This is a genomic window from Pontibacter deserti (assembly GCF_023630255.1).
GTDB classification, from domain to species: Bacteria; Bacteroidota; Bacteroidia; order Cytophagales; family Hymenobacteraceae; genus Pontibacter; species Pontibacter deserti.
This window is the reverse complement of the sequence record NZ_JALPRS010000001.1, coordinates 220351-246867: the sequence shown is the minus strand read 5'-3', so window position 1 is coordinate 246867 and position 26517 is coordinate 220351. Positions and strand designations below refer to the sequence as shown.

Sequence of the window (26517 nt, the reverse complement as noted above, 5' to 3'; positions counted from 1 at the left end):
TAATGGCAATGAATTTTGAGAATTATGTGAAAGACGCCAACACCTGGAGCAACGAGCTCTGCACTTATTTAGGAATTGACGATGTTAACAAAGCGAACCGGATTTTCAGGGCTGTACTGCACGCCATCCGCGACAGGATTCAGCCTGGCGAAGCAATTCATCTGGCAGCCCAATTACCTATCATCTGGAAAGGTATATACTTTGATGGCTACAACATGCATGAACCGGTGCGCATACGCCACGAGAAAGAATGGCTGGACTTTATCCGGTCTAAAGACACGTTTGCAGAAATAGCTGACTTCCCTACCCTGGAGCATGCACATTATGCTTTCCAGGATGTGATGAGCTTCCTGAAAGATCATCTTTCTGAAGGCCAATACCAACAGATAGAACATGCGTTACATTCTGAGATTATGGTAGCAGCCTGATGAAATATTTGAATTTATAAAGGCCCGGTTGTAGCCGGGCTTTTGTTTTTATAGAGGATAACCTGCTTTCTGGCGTTAAAAGTCAATTTATACCTGCCTGTATTTTTACATTCCTGCAATAGCCCGTACCTTCGTAGCTGTAATTCAAAAGCTTCATCCTGAAACACATCGTGAAAAAGCTGATCATACTGCTGGCTTTGCCATTAGCTATACTTGCAGGTTGTACTCCCGGCCCATCAGAAGCCGAACAGAAAGCCGATCTGGAAAACCAGGTTATGGCTGTACACGATTCTGCCATGGCCGAAATGGGTACTATCATAAAACTGCGACGCAACCTGCAGGCCCTCAGCGACACCCTAACCACCCAGCAACCAGACAGCGCTACCATACAGGCACTACAGCAGAACATTGCCGGCCTGGAGGCAGCAGATGAAAGTATGATGAACTGGATGCGTAACTATAAAGTTCCTGATACTTTGCAACACAAACAAGCGATAAATTACCTGCAGCAGGAATTACAGAAAATTAAAAGAGTAAGAACCATTATGGACAGCACCATACAGGCTGCCCACCAAGTATCAGAACAATATGAACCAAAGAAATAAGTATAGCCTGAAGCAAATCATGCTTGCTGCAGCTTTTATACTTTCAGCTGCCCTAACCTATAGTTGCCAGAGCAACCCATCTGAGAATACCTTACCTATACTTGGAGAGCGCGAAGCTGTAACCAGCGAAGTAGATGGCAAAACCGTTACAGATACCGTTTACCACCAGATCCCTGAATTTGCCTTTGTAAACCAGGATAGCCAGCTTGTTACCCAGGAGACTGTAGCAGGAAAAGTTTATGTTACCGATTTCTTTTTCACGACCTGCCCTAGTATCTGCCCTAAAATGAAAAACCAGATGCTGCGCGTGTACGAGAAGTATAAAGACAATCCGAACGTGGTACTACTCTCCCACACTATCGACCCGAAACATGATACTGTAGCTGTTTTAAAAGAGTATGCTGAGCGCCTGAATGTAGCAACAAACAAATGGCACTTTTTAACCGGCGACCGCGACAGCATCTATGACATTGCTATGAAGTACTTTGTTGGTGCCCAGGAAGACAAAGATGTAGAAGGTGGCTTTTCGCACAGCGGGCATTTTATGCTGATCGACCAGAACCGCCACATTCGTGGTAAATACGAAGGCACAGAGCAGGAAGACGTGGACCGTTTGCTACAGGATATAGATGTATTGCTGAAAGAGCAACAGCATGAGAAAAAATAGATTTGCAGCAGGTGTATTAGGTGCTTTAGCACTTACTACGCTTACACAATGCTTTACTGATAAACAGAACCAGGGCCAGAAACTATACGTGCAGCATTGCCAGAGCTGCCACATGGAAGACGGTTCCGGCTTACGCGGCCTCATTCCGCCCATAGCCAAAGCTGATTACCTGCAAACGCACCGCGACGAGTTAGCCTGCCTGATCCGAAATGGTGCATCTGGCCCGATGGTAGTAAATGGCATAGAGTATAACAAAGAGATGCCCGGTGTACTTACCCTGCGCGAAGACGAAATAACCAACCTGCTTAATTACATCCAGACTAACTTCGGTAATAAAAACGAGCGCTATACTTTCCCGGAAGTAGAAGAAATGCTGGAAGCTTGTCCGGCTGAGAAGAAGTAGCATCTGCTACACATTGCAGGAAAAGAACAACTACTCAGGATGTAATTTGGCAGCTTTCAAGTTTACCAGAGCGTTTCCTAAAGGATTTATACATCTGAAAACAAAAAAGCCTCTTTACTTTATGTAAAGAGGCTTTTTTAGTGATCCCGTTTGGATTCGAACCAAAGACCTACTGCTTAGAAGGCATAACCACAGGTTTAATACATATTTATAAGTCATTATAAAACCTGCATAAAATGTGCTAAAACGTACAAATGTACGAATAGATATTATTTGTTATTGATTGTTATTTTCACACATTGTGTGCAAATTGTGTGTTCACTTTAATATTTGCACACAATGTCCATTCCCCATACTTCAGTGATGCTCGATACTAGACGGGCGCTAAAAGATGGCACATACCCGGTCAAACTAAGAATTACATACCTAAGACAAAGGAAATACTTTGGCACTATCTATTCATTAAGCGAAGATGAGTTTTCTAAAACAAAAGGTGAGAAACCTAAAGGGGAATACAAGAAGCTTCAAATCGCATTCCAAGCTATTGAGCAGAAAGCCATAAAAGTAATCGAAAAACTTTCACCATTCTCATTTGCTTTATTTGAAAAAAAATTCTTGGATAAAGCCTACAGGGACGAAGTCTTTTCTACTTATGAACAACATATTAAAATATTACGGGATGAGGGGCAAGCGGGAAATGCTAGTAATTATGAGAGCGCCTATTACTCTCTAATAGCATATACCCTAAAACAACCTTTAACAAACCGCAAAGGGGTTACTACTAAAGAAAGGGAGAAAAGAAGAGAATCACTTTTGAAAAACAAAAGACCCCTACCCTTCTCTGCTGTAACTGTAGATTTTTTGAAAGGATATGAAAAATGGATGCTTGGGCGGGGCAAGACATTAACAACTGTAAGCATGTATCTACGAACGTTGAAAACATTATTTAATGATGTAATTTCATCTGGAGACCTAGATAAAGACTTGTACCCATTTGGCAAAAGGAAATATCAAACGCCAGCAAGTAAAAATGTAAAGAAGGCACTTCCCCTAGCTGATATTGAAAAGATATTCCATTACAAAACCAATCACAATAGTGAGGAGAAAGCACGAGACTTTTGGATATTCTCATATTTATGCAATGGCATAAACATGAAAGACATTGCAAGACTCAAGTATAGACAGCTTTCTACAGATAACATAACATTTGTAAGAGCTAAAACTGAGCGCACTTCAAGACATGATTTAAAGACTATTGTTGCAATACGCACTCCTGAAGTCGATCAGATTATTAATCGTTGGGGTAATAAGCCAGCTTTGGATAATAGCTATGTCTTTCCCATACTCACGGAAGGTTTATCTCCTGATATGGAGCTTGCTAAGGTAAGACAAGCAACTAAAACACTTAATAAATATATAAAGCGAATTGCTAGTTCAGTAGGCATTGATAAAAATGTTACTTCTTATACAGCGAGGCATTCATTCTCAACAGTACTAAAGCGTGCAGGCGCTCCCATCGAGTTTATTTCCGAATCACTGGGACACAGCAATTTAAGAACCACTGAATCTTATCTAGATAGCTTTGAGAATGATGTTAAAAAACAATATACAGCTAAGCTAACTGCCTTTACCAGTAATAAAGAATCCGAATAGCTACATATAAAGCATAACCAAATGAAATCTGTTGGCCATAATAAATTACTCCTATTAAGTACACTGCACACGATAGGAAGCCAGGAATATTTGATAGAATACTTTCGTTTCAAAACTAAGAATCCAATTAAAGACAAAGAGACTTACTTCGGAATTCCAGGATATGATAACATCGAAGAGCCCGTTAAAAGGCTATTAGAGATACTTCCTAACTTAAAAGATGAGTTTGAAAATGTTATGCACAGTTATAATGATTTAAACAAACAACTCTATTTCAACAATATCAAAAGAGACCTATTATCTACCATTGATATATCTAAAGAAGCAGCCTTAAAGGTGATTAATCAGCACAATCATTTTGCTCTTGAAGAATTTGCTTTCAAGATTAAGGATGCTGAAGACGATTTTTTTAGTCATCCAGATCGAGAGTATGGTCATTTAGAAAGATTTACTAAGGTTACACCTTCTTATTACTCCCCAATCACAGGAGGATTAATTCCGGCAAAGACCAATAACATATTCAACAAAAACTATTATGAGGTAACTATAGAAGCTGATTTGATTGATTCAAAATATCTAGAAAAGTATTTAGGTCTGATTACATTAGTAAAGGATGCTATTATTTATGAATTGTGGAGCACAATAGATATTTATCAAAGTCATTTAGCTATTACAGTAAAGCAGGACACATTAACCATCACCCAAAGTTCATCACAGAATAAAAAACAATTAAGTACAATAGGCGATGTGCACCCTAGAATTAATGAGCAGCATCTTGAAGATAAGAAGCTTCAGTCATTGAAGCATATAAACTTTCTAGCTGGTTATAATATAAGTGGGGCCCGTATTATGCCAGAGTTTGATTTCAAACGCTTATACGATTACACATTACATCTTATTAGTAAAAAAGAAATACCTATTGATATAGATCCTATTTATTTAGTAGGAATGCAAAAAGGTCATATTAGATATGCCTTCTATTTAGTTAGTGTCACCATGTACGGTAGCAGACATAATGAGAAAAAACTTTATGTTGATTTCTTATATAAAGTATTCCCAAATCATTTTAATGAACCCGAAGTAGCATGGAATACTACTTACACTAAATTCTCAACAAAGCCTCGAACCTGGGACTTCGATCTGAAGACAATGAATGGTAAGATTGGTAAGTAATTTATAATTGATACTTACCATCTACTTACTTTATTTCTTGCTCACATTATCAATTAACAAAACATATAATGGAGCAATTTACATTCGATCAACTACTAACACGGGCTGTAAATCAAGCCGTATCTCCCCTTTCCCTTAAGCTAGATATACTCTTACAACAACTATCCCAATCTAGCTTTACTTCAATACAAACAGAAGATAAGTTACTTAATGTTAAAGAAGCTGCTGAGTTCTTAAGCTTAGCAGTTCCAACATTGTACAGTTTTACGCAGCGACGCTTAATCCCTTTCAGCAAAAGGGGGAAACGCCTCTACTTTTCGAAGCTTGAATTAATAGACTGGGTGAACTCTGGGCGCAAACAAACTCAAATCGAAATTGCCAAAGAAGCAGTTTCGGCTATCAAAACAGGGAGGAGGGTAAGGTAATGCAAGGGAGAATATCTTACAAAGTTGAGTACCTGCTTCTTCGTGCTCTGCTCGCTTTTGGTCCGGGTGTTGTTGTCCGTGCATGTGATATCAAGAAGGGAGGCAAATAATGAATGAATTATTAGTTCTTACAATCAATTCTGTTGATGTTCAATTAGATAAAGATGATAAAATCTCAATAACAGATTTGTGGAAAGCCTCCGGTAGTAAAAGAGAACAAGCTCCTAACTTCTGGATCAATCAAGATTCTACACAACAATTGATCGAAACGGTTTGTGGAATCCTAAATGCAACTCAGAATTGCATTATAAAAACCAAGAGAGGCAAAGGCGGCGGTACTTACGCACATAAGCAGATAGCATTAGCCTATGCCAAGTATCTTTCTCCCGAATTGCACTACGCTGTTAACCAAGTATTCTTTGAGCGAATCGAAGAAGAGCAAAACCCTGAGTTAGTATTAGACAGGGCATACAACAGCTATAAAAAGAAGGGTTGGAGTGATGAACATATTAAAGCAAGGTTTGACGGGAAGTTTGCAAGGCAGGTTTTTACGGATACCTTAAAGGCGCATGGGGTACACAAGTATGGGTATGCGCTGTGTACAAAAGCCATAACTATTCCTATTGCAGGTGGCAGCAGTAAAGACGTATTGGAAAAATTAGGGTTACCTAAATCTGCCAATTTCAGAGACCACATGAGCCCCCAAGAGCTTATTCTTTTCCAGCTTGCAGAGACTGTTACTTCAGGTAATATCAAAGTCAAAGGGCTACAAGGTAACAGTGCCTGTGCTAAAGAATGTTCTCTGGTTGCTAAAACCTTAGCTGAAGCAGTCAACAAAATAACAGCTAATTCTTTTAGAGTTTAACAGGGTAAAAGCCGTGCATTAACTCCTGCACGGCTCCCTCTTATCTCCCCTAATAATTCACGCCACATTATGCCAAGCCCGCCAAAACACGTGCTCAAATTGCTCGTGCCTGAAAGTGTTGTGCCTTTACTAAAGCAACACCTTCCAGAGAAGGAGTATAAAAAGAAACTTTCCCGTTATCTATGGCCTATCCATTTGATCTTAGAAAAACAATCTCAAGACACAGACAGAGTTTTCAAGCAAAATGGGGGCTTTGTTCACCTACATTCAATCAAAGATATAAAGGATGTGATAAAGGATGAGCCGGTCATGAGTACACTTAAAGCCCTAGGTGTTATCTATTGTAAGGAGAGCAAACAAAGCAAAGAAACATACACTAAGGGAGAGCAAACAAAATCATATTCCCTTTTTGATGAGTTGCAATTTGATAATATTGTTGAATATCAAGTTATAGACAGAAATTTTACAGGCTATGTCAACGAATGGAGGCAAAAAGATATTTACAAGCCTAAACCTGGAGTAGAACGGCATCTAAGGAAGGCGTTTAATGACATAGAGTTGAATTATTATGCCAAAACATTCTGTGACCTTAAAAGGGCTCTAACAGTTCTAAGAGAAGCAACAGAAAAGTTTAATACTACAGATCACGAAAAGTTAAGAAAACGACTGCCTGCCAAAATTAGAGCTATCGAAGCGAATGGGCATACTGTAGATTATGTGCTAGATTCTCTAAAGTGTATATCATCTTATAAGCAAGGGAGATACAATGCGGATATTCAGCATATAAACCAGTTTAAAACCGGAGAGATTTTCTTTAAAAGAGTACCAAATGGTAAGCGGATATTCACAACGGCTAATCTAATGTCTAGGGAGCTAAGACGGTTTATAAGGCATAAAGGCGGTACATCTTTATTTGAAGCAGACATACGCAACTGCCAACCATTAATGCTTTGCGGCCTACTAAAAAAGCGCTATAGGGGCTCTTGGCCTGAAGATGTTTTACGTTATAAAAATCTTTGTGAGAGCGGCGAATTCTATGAGTACATGCATAGAGTCATATATGGCATTGAGTTAAATGATACAGCAGAGGAACACCGAATCAGCTTTAAGGTGGTAATGTTCGGAAAGGTCTTTTACTGTAAGGTTTTCACATCTAGGAATGAAGGGAATATCTTTGCCAGAGCGTTTGAAAACGAGTTTCCCAATGTCTATAAGTTTATTGATGAGTATAAGTGTAAACATGGTTACAAAGATTTATCTAGAGAGATGCAGCGAGTAGAAAGCAGAATAGTACTAGATACAGTATGTGCTCAATTATGGAAGTCAACAAGTTTTGTTGTTTCTATACACGATGGACTTATAGTTTCAGAGAATGAAATTGATCAGGTTGTAGGCCTGCTGCATAAGGTGTGTAATGAAGACTATAACCTTACTCCAACAATACAAAAGAAGCCTCTAAGGCCGCACGATATCGAATTGTATAAAAGGTTTGAGTACTTGGCTAAGTAAATCTTAAGGGATTAAGTAATCATTTGCGCAAAAACGATATTTTCACAAGCATATATTGCTGTGTGATTCAAATGGTTATGTAAAATTTCTGAAACAATAGATAATAAATCTTATAACCCCACCTAATTCCTATTAAATATCAACTTCGGTCTTTTTGCTTTTGCATGCTTCTCATTTGTCTTCGCTAAGCTGAATTAATCCTTTTATATTTTAGTTTATTTACTTTTAAATTCTTAATTCAATTTTTAACTACTAAAATTTATGACAGAATGAAAATGGGATTGATTCAACCAGACGGCACCTACTGGATTAGAGGTGCAGACCTGATGGAGATGCTAGATTTCTACGCAGAGCGAATAGTGTTAAAGCTGAGCAACGTTCACAAAGAAAAGGAGAAACAAGACAAGTGGGCAGGCAAGACATCGTTCACGGCGAAGGAAGCAGCCGAATATCTAGGCGTTAGAGTTGGCACACTTTACCAGTTCAATGCCAAGTATAATATTAACCGGACATTAGGCAGAAACGGGCGCTATCAAAAAGAGGAATTGAATCGTGTTATACGCGAGCGTAGCCTTAGACTTTATTAATACCTTGTAATTTCCTGCAAGCATCTACATTCTGGATGCCTGCGTCATGAATACCTAAAAAGACTTTGTAATAATAGCTAATCCAAGCCTACACCTTTCTTATTACTTCACTACCACGTTCTTCCTAATTTTTTTTGGTTATCACGATTTCAAGGTGAATCTGAGCAATCATAATAGCCATTTCAGCTCCTATTTGGCCTACTATCTTAAAATTGTTAATGCTGCTCTCGCATATATCTTTCTGCTCCCAAAGTGGAACTGATGCAGTTATCGTGAAACTGTGTACTATGTAATTACTGAAGTAGATAAACTTATTTAATAAGATATTGAAATGTTACTTTCATGCTATTTTTTAAGATTTATTGTATAAAATCTGTATGCAATTGTTCCATATTAGGGCTTTTTTTTTAGGAATATAGCAGATAGAAATTACTTGTAACACAAGGTGTCTGTTACTTGTAACACAAGGTATATGTTACTTTTTGTATATATTATTCCTTTATTTAAATCCTATAGCTTCATAAAATTGTCTAAACTAAAATTCAATTTTATGAGAACAATCTTATGTAACTGGAAGAAGATATTCCCCCTTCTCCTACTCTTAATTTTTACTTCTTGTGTCAAAGATTCCGAAGAAAATGGACCTATTATTGATGAGGATCCCAGTCTTGATATGATTAAAGAAGAATATGTAAAAAGGTCTTATGATTCCAAGCTCCATGAAAAAGTCAATGACTCTACTACCTTTTACTGGCAACCAATCTGGCAAACATCCACAACTAAGGTTAAGGATAAGTATACATATACCTATATACAATTAAAGCCAATATTGAAGAAAAATGAAAGTGATACCCAAAAAAGAGACATCGAGTTCATAGGTGTTAAAAAGTTTCTTATTGTTAAGAAGTCTGCAACAGATTTAACATTTATGATGGCATCTTATAATTTTGAAGAGCCTATAACTACAACTAACAATTCTAGTTCCTTGACTTCGGGCTTTAAAAATTTTACAGGTCACCTTATTATAAAAGATTTATCCAATAATAATTTGGGGGTCATTGATTATGAAAATGGAATAAGAAAAACAACAGAACAGGCAACACAAGGTTCAGCTTCAGTGAATGATTGGCAATGTGTACCTCGTTATACCTGTTATTGGTCTATGACTTGTGGCACAACTACTTATGGTGCAAGTACTACTAGTATAGATGGATATTGTGAGGAGCCTAGAACTGTTGCAAATAGCACAACGTGTAGCTGGGATCAGAGTTGGTATTACACTGGCCGCTATTATGAAGGTGATGACTGTGTTTGGGTAGAAGAGCCACCCTTACCTGGTGATGGTAGTGGAGGGTGTGGCACGTGTACTCCTCCTGAGTATGGGGAGACTCCAATGCCATGTCCTGGGGACTTCGTTAAAGACCCAAAGATTACTCCATCAAATGGATGGAATATTAAAGGGGGCAGAAGAGGTTATACTAGATCAGAAGGCAAAAAGTACCATGATGGCTTAGATATTTCAGTTGTCCCAGGTACCCCACTTGGCTCAATGTATGGAGGTACAGTAGTAGATATTGTATCAAGCTTTCCAACTGGTCCTGCTGGTTATAAGAAGGATTCATATGGGAATTATATAACTATTAGAACAACTTTGCCAAGTGGTGAGGTTATAGATATTAAATATAATCATTTAGATCGTGTTGATCTAAACGTAGGCGATGTTGTATATCCAGGCACGGTTATAGGGCTTTCGGGGCAAACAGGGAACGCTTGGGCAAAGGGGGTTGTACCGCATGTTCATGTGCAGGTCTTTAATGCAGTAAATCCTACCCCACTTTACAAAAGATCTAATGGTTTAGATCCTGAAGTCTATAGTGCTACAAAATATGATAGCTCAGGTACTCCAATAAATACACCTTGTTAATAAAAATAAATGCTTAGGTTATGAAAAATTCAAAATTGATAATATTATGCTTAACTGCGTTTCTTGTTTCCCTTTTTAATCTATCACTTGCACAGACCGTAACTCTGAGTCAGTTAGATATTCAAAGGGTAGCCGTAGCAAAAAATACAGGTACTACAACTGGAACAAAGTTTTACCTTAATGGTACTCCTTCAGGTTTAGTCTCAGCTTTAGGTTCAGCACTAAGTGTAACGACAGAATATTCAGAAATGAATGAAGTAAATCAGACTGTATACAAATTTAATGGTGCAGAATTTACTTTTGAAGGAAATACTCTAGTCGATTTCCACATCAGCAATTCTAACTATTATGTAATAATTAACAATATTGTTGATAGTACTAATCCTTTTAAATATTATTTTAAAGTTGGGGACTCACTTAGTCGATTAAGTACACTTCATTCAGGTTCATATAATGCAAAAGAAGAGAAGAGATTATTTTTCCAAATTTATAGGACCGAAACTACTTATGTTGAGGAATTTGGCAAAATAAAACCTGTGACTAAAAAAATATTGCTTGATAATGCATTACTTTTTGAACATAATAGCGGGGTTATAACAGGCTTTTATTTTTAATAAGAAGTTTAAAATTTTGACATAAAGAAAAGGCAAGGTGTCTTCTATTTAAGAAGTTACTCTTGCCTTTTCCAATTTATATTACTTCTATTTTTGCAAATAAAATTGAATGACAAGAAAGTTACAATTGTGAGCTACAAACGTAAATGAAACAGTCACATCCTGCTTTTACAGATTAGCTAAATAGCTACAAGATGTGATTATAAGCTTCGATACATTCTCTAAATAACCGTGCTTCTGCTAAAAATTAATTGTAAACACACGTGCTATAGTTTGGAATTGTATTAGTTCAAACTTGGCAAAATATATCTCCTCTATACGATCACATAATATAAAAGCATACATCAAAAGCACACTCACTTTTAACTTGTAAAGTAGATACTGATCTCATGCAAATCGCTTTTAGTAAATAGGCTTTATTGAGTGATATCTTTTTTCATTTTATTTATCAATGTGGATTTATGTATTGCTATTTGAATGTCTTTCTTTATACTGAAGTTATCTATTTTCTCTAATTGTTTACTAATCATTGAAATTTCTCCGTCAGTAAAGATGAGTTGATTCTTAGATACTGGTTTTAGTTTAAAACTTTCGTAAACATACCAATACATATTTGCCTTGCCATATAACTGCTGTGAAGATAAACGTTCATATTTGTTCATCAAGTCCATCTTTATTTCTGCCTCAGCGTTTCCGAATGTATTCGAGTAAAGCTCTTCATGAATTTCATTATGTTCAAGGTCCATAAATGATAAAACTTCTTTATTGTAAACGAATGTTAAGGCTCGCTTAATATTATTCTTTTCACTAACAATAATATAAAACGATTTGAAATCTTCTCCGAACTTAGCAACGTCAATGAAAAGCCAATACTTAGCAAGTTCAGGTGTTTGATGAAACCAAAAATTTGAGAAACGAACATCATTGGTTCTATAACCAGTTAGTCTTTCAACTCTCTCCGAGGGAGTCTCGTGGAAAATTGCAATTACTCTTAAGATTTCATCTGATTCTAGGTTTCTACGCAAAGCAGTCCAAATTAATTCTTGACTGTCTTTGTCAGAAAGACTATTAAATGTTTCATCTGAAATGTGTCCAGTAATATTGCCTTGATCATCATTGCGCAATTCAATAATTGGGAATTTCAAATTAGTATTTCTTAATATTTTATCTATTTTATCTATTAAGTCCATTTTTCGTGTCCTTTTGCGATTATTAAATCCGTTGCTTCAAAAATTTCTTTAAAATATCTTTCGATATATTTATTCACATCATGAAGCCCAGCTCTTATATTCTTATGCGCTATTAAACGTTTCATTCTTTTTTCAGAAGCATACCTCATATCATTAGCCCAAATCTGATTTGCTTTTTTTACTGCAATTGTAAGCTGCTCCTTTTGCTTTATGTCAAATTTTGAACCAAGCAACGATTTAATAAAGAGTTTCTCTAAATCATGTTTTGCATCAAATTCTTTTGTGTATTTGGTAATGTATGCTCTAAACATACACTCTATAGAAACACCTGCGGTATAAACAGAAAATATTGCTGAAGATGTATTTGTCCTGAGGTGTGCTAAGTCAGCATATCTTGTCAAAGATGCTGAGAAATAGTCTGTATGTGTAAAATGATTTGTTGCCATGTCATCATTATAGGCTTGTCATAAACTAATATAAGAGTAACCCTTGGTGTATTCGCACAATGTGGAGGTGATTTGGGGATTAATTGCTTTAATTTAATCTTATGACATTATATTTTGATATTACAATATTAGCGTTTTTTATGTACAAAAGTGTGCAAACTGCTATTCCATGATTTTTGACTACAACAATGTCATAATTTTTCTGATGTTTTAAATGCGTAATTCAGTATTACAGTACAATCTAATTACACAAAACATAATAGCATGAGAGTCAGGAAACTAAACGATGCGGATACCTTAGAGATCTTGTCTATAGGGTATAGGATGCAGAGAGTTATCTACAAAGAGTATAGCCTTCCACCACTAGAAGCAGCAATCATTACTTTACTTGGCAGCTACAGCAACAGGCCATCAGAAGAGATACTAAGCTTATCTGTTCCGGAGATAACGGTTTTGTTAGCTTACAGCAAGTCTAACCGTGTAGCAGTATACTATGCCACACACAAACTTTGTGAAGGTGAAAGCCCTTACCTAGTTATGCACAAAGGCAAGCCCAACACTTATTCCTTAACTGCCAAAGGGGTAGAAGTTGTAAGAGCCGCTATCAGTCTGTCTAAGGAATTTAGATATGAGATAGCCCAGGTTGCAGCCTGATTCCATAAACCTAGAGTCATGTAAAAGGGTGGGGCTATCTCTATAAAACGTGGGGATCATCATCGCTAAAGGAAACAAACTCTATAAAAGCCGGTGGGTACCCAATTTAGGATCAGGTTTATTTTTTGCGGCCTGCTTCCTTTGTTTACTTCTTCTATCCTTACCTGACACAACACCTAAACTAACCGCTACGCTTATTCAGCAGGTGATACAGTACTTATTAGTTTGATATGAGGCGCGAATAAAAGCAAAGCCTTTGCTACACATAAGTACTGTTTTTACTTCCTGAATTACACCAACACCTAAGGACTTTTATTTTAATCGATCTTTAATCCAGAACATTTAACTATGTCTGAACAGCACATAACATTTGAACGGCTCGATTCAGACACAGAGCCAGGCATGATGTAACTAGAAGCAAGCCACTACCTGCTTAACTGCCGCATAGGTAATGCATTAAATGGTAATCGGGGTCATTGAGACAGTAAAGAGCAATGAGCTTATACAGTTCTCCTTACCCGAAGGCGAGAGCAAAGTAGTAGGCTCGTGTGAAGATGAAAAACGGCAAGTCGCATATATTTAGTTTATAACAGCAACGGCAGCTATAGCACCCTACTTCATTATAGCACAGATAATTTACAAAGGTAAACCACAACAACCCGGCTAATTATATAATTGATTTTATTGGAGAGTTGTTTTAGTGAATAAGCATATTAGGAAACATGTGCCTCCCTTTTCTATACAAAATATTTTACTTATCTAAGTGGCTTACAACGAATCTCAAGCCAGCCTAATTCATCATCTTCAAACTCAAAAATCAATTCAGATGAAGTGCTTTTTTTTATTTTGAGATCATAAGAATGCATATCAAGTTCTTGCGTAACACGCATAACATTACTACTAACTAGTTTACAGTATCCTTGTAGATATATAGTACCATTGGGATTTGAATCAGTCGTATAACCTAATACCGCCGCAAATGCACCTTGAGCATTGTATAGTTCCTTATGCATATCACTTACTTCTATGATACCGACATTACTTGTTTGATATTCAGAAATAATATTTACACCATTGCTATAAATTTCAGTGGCTAACCATTGACCATATACCTTCGACATGTCAGTTGATGGTGCATCACCATCCTTTGAACAACTTACTAAAGAGATAAATATCAAAAGTGAGATGGCAAGGGAACAATTGACTTTAATGAAACTTTTCATACTAGTTAGTTTTGTATTCATAACACAGTATGCAAGTTAAAATATTATATTAAAATATATTAATTTATTACTAAAAGACTACTTGACTTACTAGAAGGAAAAGATGTTTTACTTATTTCTATTACTCGATTTTACCGCGCACCTGCATAGCCATAGTCCATTTAAAGCTAGCACAGATTCAGCAATGCCTTTTAGTCGTACTTTTATACAGCCCTTACCACGATTCAAAGACTTTTATCAAGGAGTTGCACAAGTAAATGAAAAAGGTGCTATATGGGAACTGAAAGAGGACAATGATGAAGTATTTAAATTCTCTCTATTAGTATAAACTTAGCTGAGTAACAATTCAGCTTATACAACGCTTGCAATGCTGTCTTAAGGCTTGAAAGGCCTGAATGTTGTAAATCCTGTCTACCTTCTCTCAAGTAATTCCTGTATGAGTTATTATCTCTGCTATGAAAGGTCTCAACAAAGTTCTTAGCTTCAATAGCTTTGACTTCTGAAAATTCCTTAGCTACGACAACTGTCTTAAATTCTGCCTGTAATTCATCTCTGACTTTACGCATAGACCAATAATCAGGGAATGCATAAAGCCTGTATTGATAGGTAAGTCTGATTGAGTTTACCATGAGATAAAAAACCTCTAATGATAGAGGTTTTAGATAATCTTAAGCATTTTGAATAACTACAGAATTCAAATCTTGCTCATTGAACACAGAAAGTATTAACTGATATTCCTCGATACATTCCTCAAGTGTTTTTCTTCTGTCTGAGTGCAGAGGATGTAAGGTAGCAAGTTCAGATTTGAAATGTTGAATCTTTGAGTCTAAAGCATTAGCTACCTTTCTTTTCTGATGTTGTGATAATAAATAGTTTTTCATTAATGTCGGTGTCATTTTTATTCAAATTTCTTCAATCCTTATGTCAGTAATCTCTCTGTCTTCAAGTTTATTATACAGTTCTAAAGCTTTGTCCTGCAAAAACTCATACCTCTCAATAGCATCTCTGTCTTTACTGATCTCAATTTGATAAGTATAGTCTTCTAAAAGAGCTTCAAGACCTTGAATTAACATTGATTGCTCGGCTCTATTTATGCTGCAAAACTTTCTCATAAATTCTTATTACACTGCTTACTACGCCGCTTATCTATTTTTCTTTTTATAAAACTCATAGTATACAGTTCTTCCTATATATACTGGTTCTCCATAATTAGAGTATTGATCTATAGTATAATGGAAATCCAGTTTTGATCTGGAAACACTATCAATGAATAATGTCCTACTTATGGTATTATTTATTTCTTCTAGTTGTAAGTAGCGGGTGTCTTGATCAACTTTAAAATCATAAGTGCCCGTTTCAACATGACCACGGCTACTCAAAGTATATTTATCCTTTGTATAAGTTATTGTGAACTCTGTATCAGCATAATATTCATCACCGACTAACCCTCCGTTGACATCATATATCTCACGCCGAAAACCGGTTCGCTGCCAGTTTCCAATAACCATTTCTTCTTCTGTTAATGCCGGCTGCGGTTCGTCCTTATCGCAAGACAGTATTAGGAGGGTAGAAAATAAAAGACAAATCAAGTTTAACTGTTTCATACATTTTTTTGTTGCAATACAGGATATATAATACTAAATCTATATTAGTAAAATTAAATATTTGATTTATGAAACAAATCTTAAGAAGCATTAAACCCCACATTGTGGCTTTATAGTTTGAATATCAAATATGTTATTGTGCTTATTATAAGTTTTTAGAGTAATATCATATTATTCAAGATGGGCTGGATTTATAATACAGATAGCTCTTTCTTTATGTACTTTTATATTTCATATGCTCTATTAATTAGCAAGATAACACTAGTTATTTCAGGAGGATGATAAACTATTTAATCAAATATTGCCACAGCATCCTCAAGCGCCTTTAAGGTAATAAGCAAATGCTTTGGCAAAAGATGAAATTCTTTCTGAATGGTATCTGTAAGAAGTGTTCCTATGGTAAGAGTTGTGTTACCTTTTAATAAATGTAAAAATAAGTTAGCTGCATCCATCCTATATTTCTCATCAGAGATGCTAGCATTGAGTGCCAATTGCTTTAGGAAGAGAATACAGACGGTAACAAGATCTAAGCTAAAATTAATCTTTAGAGATAAATTAAGGAGAGCTGCATTATAAAGGTGTTGTTTCCCCGGTTTATGCTGATTAAAATAAGCTAAGCGTAAATGTTCTGTAGTTAAAGATATTCCTCTAAACTTCCTTTGCAGTAAAAACTCATAAATCTCGTTTTGATTATTAGGATAGGCATTTATTAGAAAGTATTCCGAACTTATAATCTTTCCTGAAAGTGGTGATAACAATTTAAAATTAAGTGAATCGTCAGATAATAATATGTGACCCTCCCTTTGGGCAAGTGTTACGTTATCAATACAATGCTCTAAGACTTTGTTTACTTCCTTTTGCTCATACAATTTTCTTGCAGCGTCCAACTTCTCCTCAGGCACCTCAACTCTTGCGTGTTCATTCACCCATAATTTAAACTCCTCTAAAAGAGCAAGCCTTTTACTATTATAATCCTCAGGCAAAAAATGAGGAACGACTTTACCATTTATAACAGACAAAGATATCTTAGATTTTGGCTCGTGCTTAGCTTTTAGGATTTCATTATCAATGATACTTATAAAGGAATTACTGATTACAAAAGCCCCTATTTCTATTTTTACTTCCTTAGACAGCTCATATAAAAGCAGCCCTGTTGTGAAGTCTACTACTATAGTTGAAGTTTCAATATCTACTTTTTGCTCATAATACCTGATTGGTGTCACTACCAGCCCGTTTCCTGCCTTTGAAGTAATAAAATAATAAGCCCCTATATAATCACTGTTGAAATTACCGATAACCAATTCAGAGAAAGACAGGTTAAAATCATAGTAATTCTTCAGGTTCTCATCCGTGCGCTTTTGTCTTTCATGTTCCTGCGCGCCGAACATTTCTACAAAAGTTCTTTCGAAATCTTTTATATCATCTGTTTTATAGTTTATAGATTCTAGTTGCAGGTTGCTTATAGGATTATCTCTCGCCTCTAGTAGAATTTCATCATGAAGTGCCAAGTATTTATTCATTACCCGGAGAATTTTTACATTTTGGAGCCTCCGTGAAAATCCAGTTGTAACTGTAAAAACCTCATTTCCCTTCCTGTGCAGAGATTCTTTGACTATAGGGTTTTGGGTTAAAGACTCTTCGTTAACGAAAACAATTTGCTCCTTACCGTCTATCTGATATCTAACATATCGCTCCTCTTCTACAGTATCATATGCTGCTAAAAGATTCTCAGGTAGTCGAAGTAAGAGCGCAAAATAGTTTTGCCGGGCAACACTATCTAGCTGATTGATCGCCTTCGCGTAAACAATATCGAGAGCCTCTTTATAGTGGCCTCTTCTATTCAACACGCCTGCAACTAGCATGGCGTTGGGAGTTGATCTGAAGGTTAATCCTTTCACCTTATCGACGGCCTCTTCTATAGCATCTTCATTCCCGTTTCTATCAAGAGATAAGATATACGCTGTCCAATAGCTCTCATCAAGTGCATGCATTGTTAACCCATAGGCTGCAATCTTCTGTATTTCTAACCAATCATTTAGGTATCTTCTTATCTCGATCTCTCTGCGCAGCAAGACATCATTATACGGAAACTCTTCTCTCCACTTCTTAAGTAGCCTTAGTAAAGTTAACTGGCCTTGATCCTTTAAAGTATCAAGGCCATTAATGTAAAGCAGCAGATCCCTTGATGGCTTGTCTTCATTTACATAGGATGCAAGCAATTCAACTCCCTGCTTATACTCACCACAACTGAAATAAATTAACGCCAGACCATAGCAAATTCCATGTTCATCTGAAAAAGTCTCTTTCAACCCTTCCAACTGGTCAAGCCTTTCCTGGTTAAGTGGTTCTGCTTTTGTACGAAAGAGAAAAAGATTTAACAGAGTTTGATAGTCCTTGTTAGAAAAATGCTTTTGATCTAGTATTTCGTGAATTCTGTTCCAATTATGAGCATCCGACTTGAAAGGAGAAACTACATTCAATGTTTCTATAATGTTGTGCTCATTAATGCTATCAAGAGATTCTAGGTACTTCTCTACCTCAGTTTGATAGCCTATGATATCATCCTTAAAGAACAAACAGAAAGCCTTTAAGGATAGAAGATACTTGTCCGGCTCTCCTTTATAAGTATTGATAACATCTAAAGCTTCATCCAAGCACCCACTTTTAAAAAGAGCGTTAGCAAAAAGTAAAGTGAAGTCATTTCTTTGTACAGATTGCCGCTTAAACGACCGTCTCAGTTTGTCGATTGTGTTAGGTGTTTCGTAGAGTTCAAACTCAAGCCAATAATAAATAAACTCGACTTCTGTAAACTTTTCAAATACCTCACTACCCTTTATTACCTCGAGAATCTTCTCAGCAAGCTTATAGACGAATAGCCCCTCTTCTGTGACGCCAGCTCCTTCATTCAGCATGATAGGGGTATTGCGCATGTAGTTCCCGTAGGCTACATTAAGCTTTAAAACCCAATATCTAAAGCTTTCATAGGTTATCGTCTCAGGTAACTCTCCATTCTCTTCCTCTCTTAAGGCTTTTAATACTCTGGATAATTCCTGATTTGAAGCATTCATCAGGTGGTAAAAAACCAACCTCTTATAATCGATCTTATTTTTAACAATCTCAGGAACCTCCTGTTCAACAAAAGCCAGAGCATCTCTTTTATGCTGCAGCGTTTTTACTGCCCATAAAAATGGACTATATTCCTCAACAATCTCTAGTTTACTAACTAATGTCTCGTACTTCCTATCTCCAATTATATAATAGGTATAGCAGGCTTTCTGTAAATACACCTCGTTATAAGGGGCCAACCTGAAAGACTTCAGGATATTTTCATTCGCTTTCTCAGTTTCCTGCAGAAGCCCAAGGCAAATAGCTTTCAAGTGATATAAATTAGCTTTTAACCGGTCACCCACATGTCTAGCGTTATTATTAACTTGTGCTTGAATCCCTTCAATTCTCTTTAGTGCAGATTCAGGTTTAAAAGAATGTATATCCTCTAAACATTCGTTCAATTCTCGCTCATATTCTCCCTCTAACAGGTTAATCGTTTCCTTTACTGATGTCTCTAAATAATGCAGAACACGGTTCAACTTTTGAGTAATTTCAAAAACCTCCTCTTTATAGAAGGTTTCTATTTCAAGCAATTTTAGCTTTTCGTCTGCATTAACCCTAGAATCAAACACCTGCATAAAGTTGCCCAACTCTTCCTCTGATGGACTTATAAAGTCTTGGAACTTGGACAATTCCCTCTCAAGTTTCGCTTGATCAATCTTATACCCATCTCTCTTGAAAAGCCTGAATTTCAACACCTCTTCCATGAAGAGCTGAGATCTAAAGAATGCATACTTGCCTTTAGGCTCATTTATATGATACCTTTCTACATACTCATCTATTGAAGCTTCTATGATTTTATTGAGTCTTTGCTTAAAATCTTCGCGGTTGGCAAGTGCGATATCAAGACCTTTACCAATAGCATATGCTACAATTGTTTCTGCTATAAAACCAGTCATGCAGTGTTGATTAATGTGCTATGTAAGTTTTCTATTTAATTGACCTTTAAGAGAGCTTTATTTATGACCATGTCAGATTAGTTAGACTTTAACCATGCCCTCTAAAAGCATTGACTTAAATTTACTATTAATTCTAAACTATTCACCAAGCAAGGGAGCACCACATTCGGCTTCTGCTAACTGGTAAACATGAAAACGCTCATGTTATGATAGGAAGGCAATCTCATTAAAAGGAGAGATTTACAGTTGTCTGAAACTGGTAAGAATAACATTTGCACAAGTAGCAATGAGTTCATTACAGACAAATAATGTGCAAATTGTGTGCACATAAAAAAAGCACCTATAAGATTAGACTTATAAGTGCTTGATTTTAAAGTGATCCCGTTTGGATTCGAACCAAAGACCTACTGCTTAGAAGGCAGTTGCTCTATCCAGCTGAGCTACGAGACCATGGCTACAGTAATTTACTGTCTCCTATAAATGAAAAATTTCGGAATCTCTTCCGAAATTTTTTGTCGGGGTGGCAGGATTCGAACCTACGACCTCCACATCCCAAATGTGGCGCGATACCGGGCTACGCTACACCCCGAACTATGCTTTCAACTCCGGAAGCGATTGTGTCGCTGTTATTGTTGAACGCGGTGCAAAAGTAAGCGAAGTTTTTAAACTGTCAAAACATTTTTAAAAAATTTTCGCTTGCGGAGGAGGGGGGATTCGAACCCCCGGTACCGTTACCAGTACGGCAGTTTAGCAAACTGCTGGTTTCAGCCACTCACCCACCCCTCCGGGCCTCTTTCTGCTAAAGAGTATGCAAACTTACAAAAACTTTATGATGGCGCAATAGCTCCTGCTAAATTTCAGCCACCTTTTTATTGCTTTTTTTTCAATTAATAGCAGTAAACTACCTTAAGTTATTGATACTAAATCCACTGCTCACACTCCTATTCCAAAACTTTTTTATATATAACTATAAAAATTTTCAGGCTACGTGTTTCAGGAGCTAAAATCACATAGCCAAGGGCTGCTTTAATTATTATCTTTGTAACTGGCTAGGCTATACTTTCAGGTAAAATATAAAGTACAAGCTGCTCTTTAAGTTATCTATGACCTGGTATCAAACCATCACCCTGCTCGAGATCTTGTTCGGTGTGCTCTTTTTAGGGCTCTACATCGGCTACCTGTGGCGTGTAAAGCGCGTAGCAGAATTTTTCGGGCAGCGGCCGCATGGTGTTTGGGTAAAATTTGTACTGCGCCACCTCTACCTTATACTAATAGTTATTGCTATACTTGGTCCATCTTTCGGGGCCATGAAAAAAGAGATCAAAACAATAGGCAAGGATCTTTATATAGCCATTGACCTTTCGGCGTCTATGAACGCAACAGATGTGCAGCCATCACGCCTCGAGAAAACCAAACAAGAAGTTGAGCGACTTATCACAAGATTTAATTCTGATCGTATCGGGTTAATTGTGTTTGGGGACGATGCTTACATACAAAGCCCATTAACTTACGACCAGAATGCTCTGCAACTTTACACCCGCACGCTTTATACACGCCTGCTACCAAACACCGGAACTGATTACGAACCTGTACTGAAACTGGCTCTTGATAAGTTCGGACAGTTGGGGAATAGCCCTGCTGCAGAACAAAAGGCGCGTGTACTTGTACTCATCAGCGATGGAGAAGACTTTGGTGATGATGTAGAACAATTGGCTGAGCAGCTCCGGGAACAGAACATTCGGGTATTTACCCTGGGTGTTGGCACCACAGAGGGCAGCCGCATACCACAGGGCAATGGGTTTAAACACGACAACGACGGCAATGTTGTAATTACAAAGTTACAACCTGAGCCACTGGTAAAGCTGGCTGAACTCACCAACGGACAGTACTTTGAAGTAAATGACCGCATTAGCGAGATCAGCAAACTGGTGAGTGCCATTAATAATATAGAAGGCGAACTGCGCGAGAGTAAAACGATAGATGTAACCGCCAATAAGTATGTTTACCCGCTGGCGCTGGCGCTTGTCCTGATCCTGCTGGATGCTTTGTTAACTATAAAGATCGTTCGGATTTGAAAACCTGGATAGCTATACTTCTTTTCCTGAGTATACCGGGGGCAGGCCTAAAGACCATATCCCGGATAAATGACTATGCAGACCGCGCAGCAAAAGCCTATGAACAGGAAAAATATGCAGAAGCAATTACAGCGTACGAGTACTTACTGGAAGATCTGGAGGTACAGGATGATCAGTTGAGTTTGAATCTTGCGCACGCTTATTTTAAAGCGGGTCTGATGACCGAAGCCCAGAACCAATACCGCCTGCTCGCCGACCACGCATCCGACCATATCCGCTCTATTGTAAATTTACAGTTGGGTAACATTGCTGCTGACGGGAAAAAATATGCGCATGCATTAGCTCTTTATAGAAACGCACTCATAGCCAACCCCGAAAATGAAGTAGCCCGCTACAATTACGAGTTACTGAAAAAGTACCTTATACTTCATCCTGAAAAAGCAGAACAGCCAAAACAGGAACCTGAAACACCGCATAACGAAGAATTAGACGAACAAATGCCGCCTTCTTCGGATGAGGAGCAGGAACCACAGCCGAAGCAGAAACCTGATGCAAACGGCACCAACGAAGAAGAAATAGACCAGCCACAGCCAGACCCGGCGGGCCAGGAACAAAACCAGGGCGGTAAAGGCAACCAGTCTCAGCAGAAAGATAAGGAACAGGCAGCCGGCAACGAAAAAGGCAACATCGAAGGGCAGCAACTAAATAACCAGTTCGATCCTGACCAGCAAAACAAGCGCGGAAGCACAGAAAATGCAGCTGCAGATGACAGCCATGCCCAGACACAGGCCGAACGCCAACAAGTAAAAATCAGTGCCGAAAAAGCACGCGTGCTGCTTAATGCCATGCGCGATGCAGAACTCCAATACCTGCAACAACTCCCTAAAAAGGCCATCAGAAAGAAAGATAAAAGCAAACCAGACTGGTAGCAGATCCAGGTTATACTTTAAATTTCTAGACTAACGGATAAAATTTGGAATCCACAAACCGATTGGTTTATTTTGTCGTACTCTTGTATATGGTAGCAATAACTAAAGCCGAACGCACCCGACAGTATATTATTGAACAGGCAGCACACCTGTTTAATCAGCGCGGTTATGCGGGTACTTCCTTACAGGATATAATGGCAGCGACCGGACTTACGAAAGGTGGCATCTATGGTCACTTTGAGAGCAAAGAGGAAATTGCACTTGCCGCTTTCAAGCATGCCTCAGCTATTATACTTCAGTTACTTTCCCAAACTATAAAAGCTCATTTTACTGCTACAGCCAAACTCGAAGCCTTACTTGACTTTTATAAAAAATATATCATATCACCGCCTATAACTGGTGGATGCCCGGTTTTGAACACCTCTGTTGAAGCTGATGACACTAACCCTTTACTGCGTGCCAGTGTAGTAAAAGTACTGAACAAAATGCACCGCTCCCTGGAAGGTATAGTACAGCAAGGTATACAGCAGGGAGAATTTAAAACTACAGTGAACGCCGAACAATTTTCAATTCTTTTCATCAGCATGATTGAAGGCGGCGTTATGGTATCAAAAGCATATGGTAAGCCACACTACCTGCACACGGTATTAAAGCAGCTGCACCATATGATACAGGAGATGAAAAATTAAAATTTTTTAACTACAAATAAACCAATCGGTCTTTTTTTAAAATTCATAACTATGAACGAAACTACATTTCCTAAGTACTTAGAGAGTACTACTCTTATCCGCTTTGAAGATTGTGACCCGTTTGGTCACCTGAACAATGGCCGCTATACAGATTATTTTCTGAATGCCCGTGAAGACCAGCTTCGCGATAACTATAACCTTGATATTTACCGCCATATGCAAACTGCAGGTAAGGCATGGGTGGTAGCAACAAGCCAGATGGCTTTTCTGCGTGAGGCAAAACTGATGGAAACTGTTACCATACGCACCTGCCTGCGCTGGTTCACTGAAAGCGATATTATGATGGAAGCTCTGATGCTTGATAAGAAAAATGAACGCATCAAGTCAGTAATATGGATGCGCTTTAGCTACGTGGATATAAAACAAGGTAAAAAGGCGCAGCATGAAGACGAATTGATGGACCTCTTTAAGAAGGCAGCTATACTTGGCGAAGGCAGAGATCCGTTGATGTTTGAAGAGCGGGTAAAGGAATTAAGACAGCTAGTCACTGCTGACATTACAGCCTAATTTTAGTGTAGCGTATCTTTTTTCACAAAAAAATTATAAGCTTGCAACCATCAGTACTGAATATGGCTCTTACTTATATAGCAGAATCATAATACAGTAACCGAACCTGCAAACACTGCCTTATACTTTGCAATAACCCGCTGATTGTAAGGCCTTAGCCACAACTCAACATGAAAAAGGAACTTAAGAGCATTCTGGAAGTAATTACGTTGGCGGAACGCCTGAAATCTGAATTGCGCCACAGCTGGCTATCAGATGGACGTCAGGAAAGTGTGGCTGAACATACCTGGCGAATGGCTTTAATGGCTGTGTTGCTGGAGCCATACTTAGATGAAGAAGTAGATACTGCCCATATGCTTAAAATGATTCTGGTCCATGACCTGGTAGAGATAGAAGCAGGTGATGTACCGGCTTTCCAGGTAATGACGGAAGAAGCTAAGGCAATAAAACTACAGAAAGAATTAACTGCTATTGAAAGCCTGCGCGAAAAGTTAGGTATTGGTATAGGTCAGCATGTTTACGAACTATGGCATGAGTTTGAAGCCAAAGCTACTTACGAAGCTAAAGTAGCCAATGCACTGGATAAACTGGAAGTTCGCCTGCAGCACAACCACGCTGATATTGCTACCTGGCTTGAGGTAGAGCAGGAAAATGTATTTCGCATGGGCGACCACACTGGTTTTGATTCCTGCCTTGATCAGTTAAAAGATCTTATACAGGAACAAGCTGTTGAGAAAATGGAAAAAGCTGGCATTTCCACTACTAATGTACTGGCACGCATGGCCTCACGAAATGCAATGGCATAAAGCATAAAAAAATTTACAACAAACAGGTGATTGCAGCGGGCGTTGGTAATATTTATCAGCGCCTTTCTGTTTTCAATCTCCGTCAGGCACAGTTCTCTATCTCGGAAATTTTATTGGTAGTACAAGTCACCGATCGTATACTTGCAACTCAGAAGTATAGACTATGGAAGCGACAACACATTACCACCTGCTGGAGAAACTATACCACAGCGCCAACATACAGCAATTTATAGATGGCAGCGAACTAAAAGTTCAGCATCAATTGGCCGAGATCACGTTGCCGGTGCAGGCAAAGTATAACCATGGAGCCAATGCTATACATGGTGCTTTATACTTTAAATTATTGGATGATGCCGCTTATTTTGCTGTCGCCTCTGTGGTACAGGATGTGTTTATAGTTACTTCCTCTTTTCAGATAAACATTGTAAGACCTGTAACTGGCGGCACTTTAAAAGCGATAGGCAAAGTAAGAACTATAGGCAAGAACTTGTTTGTAGCGGAAGCCACACTCTATAATGATAAAGGCAAAGAAGTAGCTTTTGGCACTGGCCAGTTCATGAAGACTAACCAGCCGCTCAGCAGCCTGCACGGTTATGGAGAGGGGCTTAGTTAGAAAGTTTATAAGTTAGAAATTTTAAAGTTGGTGAAGCTGGTAACTAACCTTAAATCTCCATGTTAGTCTGCTATTTTGCCCTCTAAATTCTGAAGTTTTAAGACTGGATTTTTCGTTTACAAGTTAATTGTGTCCTCTCCCACCTTCTAAGCTGCTGTTCACCCGCTTTTCAGCTCTCCTTTATAAAATTGGGTAAATCTGCCCCGTAGGTATGTCGCATTTAAAAAATATATACCTATGAAAAACTTTATCAAGAACACAACCGGTTATGTGGCACTCTTTGCCCTCCTTTTAAGTTTCAGTGCATGCGATGATTCAAATGTATCGCCGGATGCCAATAAGTTACAGGCAGATAACGCACAGGATGCACACCGAAGTAAGTCTTATAACCTGACTCAAACTTACACTGCCAACATAATGTCTTTAAATGATTCTGGTGTAAACGGTACAGCCACATTAACGCTGGAAGGAAACCAACTGACTGTGCATATAATGGCAACCGGTTTAGAACCAGGCATGGTACACCCGCAACACATGCATGGTTTTACAGATGATAACAGAAATGCGGTATGTCCGCCAATGTCTGCTGATACAGATGGCGATGGATTAGTAGAACTAGGTGAAGGAGTACCATTTTATGGCCCCGTACTTCTCGATTTAGCACCATTCCCAACAGCACCGGATGGCAGTGTTAACTACACACAAACTTTTACAGTATCTGCAGGCATACTTCCATTACAGAACAATGTAATAGTACTACATGGGATGACGGTTGATGGCGAATACTGGCCTACACTTCCTGTTGCCTGTGGTGCCATTAAAGTAGCGAATCAAGGCAAATAATTTAGTAAGTCATAGCCT

At 38.0% G+C, this 26517-nt stretch carries 27 protein-coding genes and 3 tRNA genes; 20 read left to right on the top strand and 10 right to left on the bottom strand.

The genetic code is table 11. The annotated features are described in order from the left end of the window. The first annotated feature begins 2 nt into the window (after positions 1 to 2). The 12 genes from MJ612_RS01075 to MJ612_RS01020 all read left to right on the top strand — a co-directional run bounded on the left by MJ612_RS01075 (position 3) and on the right by MJ612_RS01020 (position 10853). Positions 3 to 428: a DUF2267 domain-containing protein gene (locus tag MJ612_RS01075; protein WP_250419007.1), complete on the top strand. Its 426-nt coding sequence runs from the start codon at positions 3 to 5 to the stop codon at positions 426 to 428. 170 nt (positions 429 to 598) lie between these two features. Beyond that, complete coding sequence (locus MJ612_RS01070) at positions 599 to 1033, top strand: hypothetical protein (protein WP_187028605.1); 435 nt, start codon at positions 599 to 601, stop codon at positions 1031 to 1033. Then, positions 1017 to 1700, top strand: a complete 684-nt coding sequence (locus MJ612_RS01065; protein WP_250419006.1) for an SCO family protein — start codon at positions 1017 to 1019, stop codon at positions 1698 to 1700. The genes MJ612_RS01070 and MJ612_RS01065 overlap by 17 nt, the downstream gene beginning before the upstream one ends. Continuing rightward, entirely contained in the window at positions 1687 to 2103 is a 417-nt protein-coding gene (locus MJ612_RS01060) for a c-type cytochrome (RefSeq protein WP_187028603.1), read from the top strand. Before MJ612_RS01065 ends, MJ612_RS01060 begins: the two co-directional genes overlap by 14 nt. A gap of 363 nt (positions 2104 to 2466) precedes the next feature. Beyond that, the gene (locus MJ612_RS01055; RefSeq protein ID WP_250419005.1) at positions 2467 to 3756 is read left to right on the top strand and encodes a site-specific integrase; all 1290 of its coding nucleotides are present in this window, start codon (positions 2467 to 2469) and stop codon (positions 3754 to 3756) included. A gap of 21 nt (positions 3757 to 3777) precedes the next feature. After that, entirely contained in the window at positions 3778 to 4929 is a 1152-nt protein-coding gene (locus tag MJ612_RS01050) for a hypothetical protein (RefSeq protein ID WP_187028599.1), read from the top strand. A gap of 68 nt (positions 4930 to 4997) precedes the next feature. Further along, on the top strand, positions 4998 to 5354 hold the full coding sequence (locus MJ612_RS01045) for a helix-turn-helix domain-containing protein (protein ID WP_187028597.1): 357 nt from the start codon (positions 4998 to 5000) through the stop codon (positions 5352 to 5354). Between the two features lie 109 nt (positions 5355 to 5463). Continuing rightward, the gene (locus MJ612_RS01040; protein WP_187028595.1) at positions 5464 to 6219 is read left to right on the top strand and encodes a KilA-N domain-containing protein; all 756 of its coding nucleotides are present in this window, start codon (positions 5464 to 5466) and stop codon (positions 6217 to 6219) included. A gap of 69 nt (positions 6220 to 6288) precedes the next feature. Beyond that, on the top strand, positions 6289 to 7728 hold the full coding sequence (locus MJ612_RS01035; protein ID WP_187028593.1) for a hypothetical protein: 1440 nt from the start codon (positions 6289 to 6291) through the stop codon (positions 7726 to 7728). A 275-nt stretch (positions 7729 to 8003) separates the two neighbouring features. Next, positions 8004 to 8315 carry a hypothetical protein gene (locus tag MJ612_RS01030; protein WP_187028591.1) on the top strand — a complete coding sequence of 104 codons (312 nt, stop codon included), beginning with the start codon at positions 8004 to 8006 and terminating at the stop codon, positions 8313 to 8315. A 550-nt stretch (positions 8316 to 8865) separates the two neighbouring features. After that, the gene (locus MJ612_RS01025; RefSeq protein WP_187028589.1) at positions 8866 to 10239 is read left to right on the top strand and encodes a M23 family metallopeptidase; all 1374 of its coding nucleotides are present in this window, start codon (positions 8866 to 8868) and stop codon (positions 10237 to 10239) included. Positions 10240 to 10259: 20 nt separating this feature from the next. Continuing rightward, positions 10260 to 10853: a hypothetical protein gene (locus MJ612_RS01020; protein WP_187028587.1), complete on the top strand. Its 594-nt coding sequence runs from the start codon at positions 10260 to 10262 to the stop codon at positions 10851 to 10853. Between the two features lie 416 nt (positions 10854 to 11269). Here MJ612_RS01020 and MJ612_RS01015 read toward each other — a convergent pair whose 3' ends face one another. Both MJ612_RS01015 and MJ612_RS01010 read right to left on the bottom strand, forming a co-directional pair. Further along, positions 11270 to 12043, bottom strand: a complete 774-nt coding sequence (locus tag MJ612_RS01015; protein WP_187028586.1) for a hypothetical protein — start codon at positions 12041 to 12043, stop codon at positions 11270 to 11272. Further along, the gene (locus MJ612_RS01010) at positions 12034 to 12489 is read right to left on the bottom strand and encodes a hypothetical protein (protein WP_187028584.1); all 456 of its coding nucleotides are present in this window, start codon (positions 12487 to 12489) and stop codon (positions 12034 to 12036) included. The genes MJ612_RS01015 and MJ612_RS01010 overlap by 10 nt, the downstream gene beginning before the upstream one ends. 264 nt (positions 12490 to 12753) lie before the next feature. Between MJ612_RS01010 and MJ612_RS01005 the strand changes: the two genes are divergently transcribed. After that, positions 12754 to 13143 carry a hypothetical protein gene (locus MJ612_RS01005; RefSeq protein ID WP_187028582.1) on the top strand — a complete coding sequence of 130 codons (390 nt, stop codon included), beginning with the start codon at positions 12754 to 12756 and terminating at the stop codon, positions 13141 to 13143. A gap of 755 nt (positions 13144 to 13898) precedes the next feature. Here MJ612_RS01005 and MJ612_RS01000 read toward each other — a convergent pair. From MJ612_RS01000 to MJ612_RS00965, 8 genes are all read right to left on the bottom strand, one after another. Next, positions 13899 to 14387 carry a hypothetical protein gene (locus MJ612_RS01000; protein ID WP_187028580.1) on the bottom strand — a complete coding sequence of 163 codons (489 nt, stop codon included), beginning with the start codon at positions 14385 to 14387 and terminating at the stop codon, positions 13899 to 13901. Between the two features lie 647 nt (positions 14388 to 15034). After that, complete coding sequence (locus MJ612_RS00995) at positions 15035 to 15262, bottom strand: hypothetical protein (RefSeq protein ID WP_187028579.1); 228 nt, start codon at positions 15260 to 15262, stop codon at positions 15035 to 15037. A gap of 6 nt (positions 15263 to 15268) precedes the next feature. Further along, positions 15269 to 15478, bottom strand: a complete 210-nt coding sequence (locus MJ612_RS00990) for a hypothetical protein (RefSeq protein WP_187028578.1) — start codon at positions 15476 to 15478, stop codon at positions 15269 to 15271. Between the two features lie 30 nt (positions 15479 to 15508). Next, the gene (locus MJ612_RS00985; RefSeq protein WP_187028577.1) at positions 15509 to 15970 is read right to left on the bottom strand and encodes a hypothetical protein; all 462 of its coding nucleotides are present in this window, start codon (positions 15968 to 15970) and stop codon (positions 15509 to 15511) included. A gap of 290 nt (positions 15971 to 16260) precedes the next feature. Next, entirely contained in the window at positions 16261 to 19977 is a 3717-nt protein-coding gene (locus tag MJ612_RS00980) for a PIN domain-containing protein (protein ID WP_187028576.1), read from the bottom strand. A 376-nt stretch (positions 19978 to 20353) separates the two neighbouring features. After that, positions 20354 to 20427, bottom strand: a tRNA-Arg gene (locus tag MJ612_RS00975). A gap of 65 nt (positions 20428 to 20492) precedes the next feature. After that, a tRNA-Pro gene (locus MJ612_RS00970) sits at positions 20493 to 20566 on the bottom strand. A gap of 110 nt (positions 20567 to 20676) precedes the next feature. Continuing rightward, positions 20677 to 20763, bottom strand: a tRNA-Ser gene (locus MJ612_RS00965). A gap of 317 nt (positions 20764 to 21080) precedes the next feature. Between MJ612_RS00965 and MJ612_RS00960 the strand changes: the two genes are divergently transcribed. From MJ612_RS00960 to MJ612_RS00930, 7 genes are all read left to right on the top strand, one after another. Beyond that, positions 21081 to 22052, top strand: coding sequence for a VWA domain-containing protein (locus MJ612_RS00960; protein ID WP_187028575.1), 972 nt, complete (start codon positions 21081 to 21083; stop codon positions 22050 to 22052). Further along, positions 22049 to 22981 (top strand): aerotolerance protein, encoded by a 933-nt coding sequence (locus MJ612_RS00955; RefSeq protein ID WP_187028574.1) that lies wholly within the window; start codon positions 22049 to 22051, stop codon positions 22979 to 22981. Before MJ612_RS00960 ends, MJ612_RS00955 begins: the two co-directional genes overlap by 4 nt. A gap of 89 nt (positions 22982 to 23070) precedes the next feature. Continuing rightward, on the top strand, positions 23071 to 23670 hold the full coding sequence (locus MJ612_RS00950; protein WP_187028573.1) for a TetR/AcrR family transcriptional regulator: 600 nt from the start codon (positions 23071 to 23073) through the stop codon (positions 23668 to 23670). Positions 23671 to 23721: 51 nt separating this feature from the next. Continuing rightward, a complete protein-coding gene (locus MJ612_RS00945; protein ID WP_187028572.1) occupies positions 23722 to 24237 on the top strand; it encodes an acyl-CoA thioesterase in 516 nt (171 codons plus the stop codon). A 170-nt stretch (positions 24238 to 24407) separates the two neighbouring features. After that, positions 24408 to 25043, top strand: coding sequence for an HD domain-containing protein (locus MJ612_RS00940; RefSeq protein WP_187028571.1), 636 nt, complete (start codon positions 24408 to 24410; stop codon positions 25041 to 25043). A 163-nt stretch (positions 25044 to 25206) separates the two neighbouring features. Continuing rightward, positions 25207 to 25656 carry a PaaI family thioesterase gene (locus tag MJ612_RS00935; RefSeq protein ID WP_187028570.1) on the top strand — a complete coding sequence of 150 codons (450 nt, stop codon included), beginning with the start codon at positions 25207 to 25209 and terminating at the stop codon, positions 25654 to 25656. 237 nt (positions 25657 to 25893) lie between these two features. Continuing rightward, positions 25894 to 26499, top strand: a complete 606-nt coding sequence (locus MJ612_RS00930) for a hypothetical protein (RefSeq protein ID WP_187028569.1) — start codon at positions 25894 to 25896, stop codon at positions 26497 to 26499. The last annotated feature ends 18 nt before the right edge of the window (positions 26500 to 26517 follow it).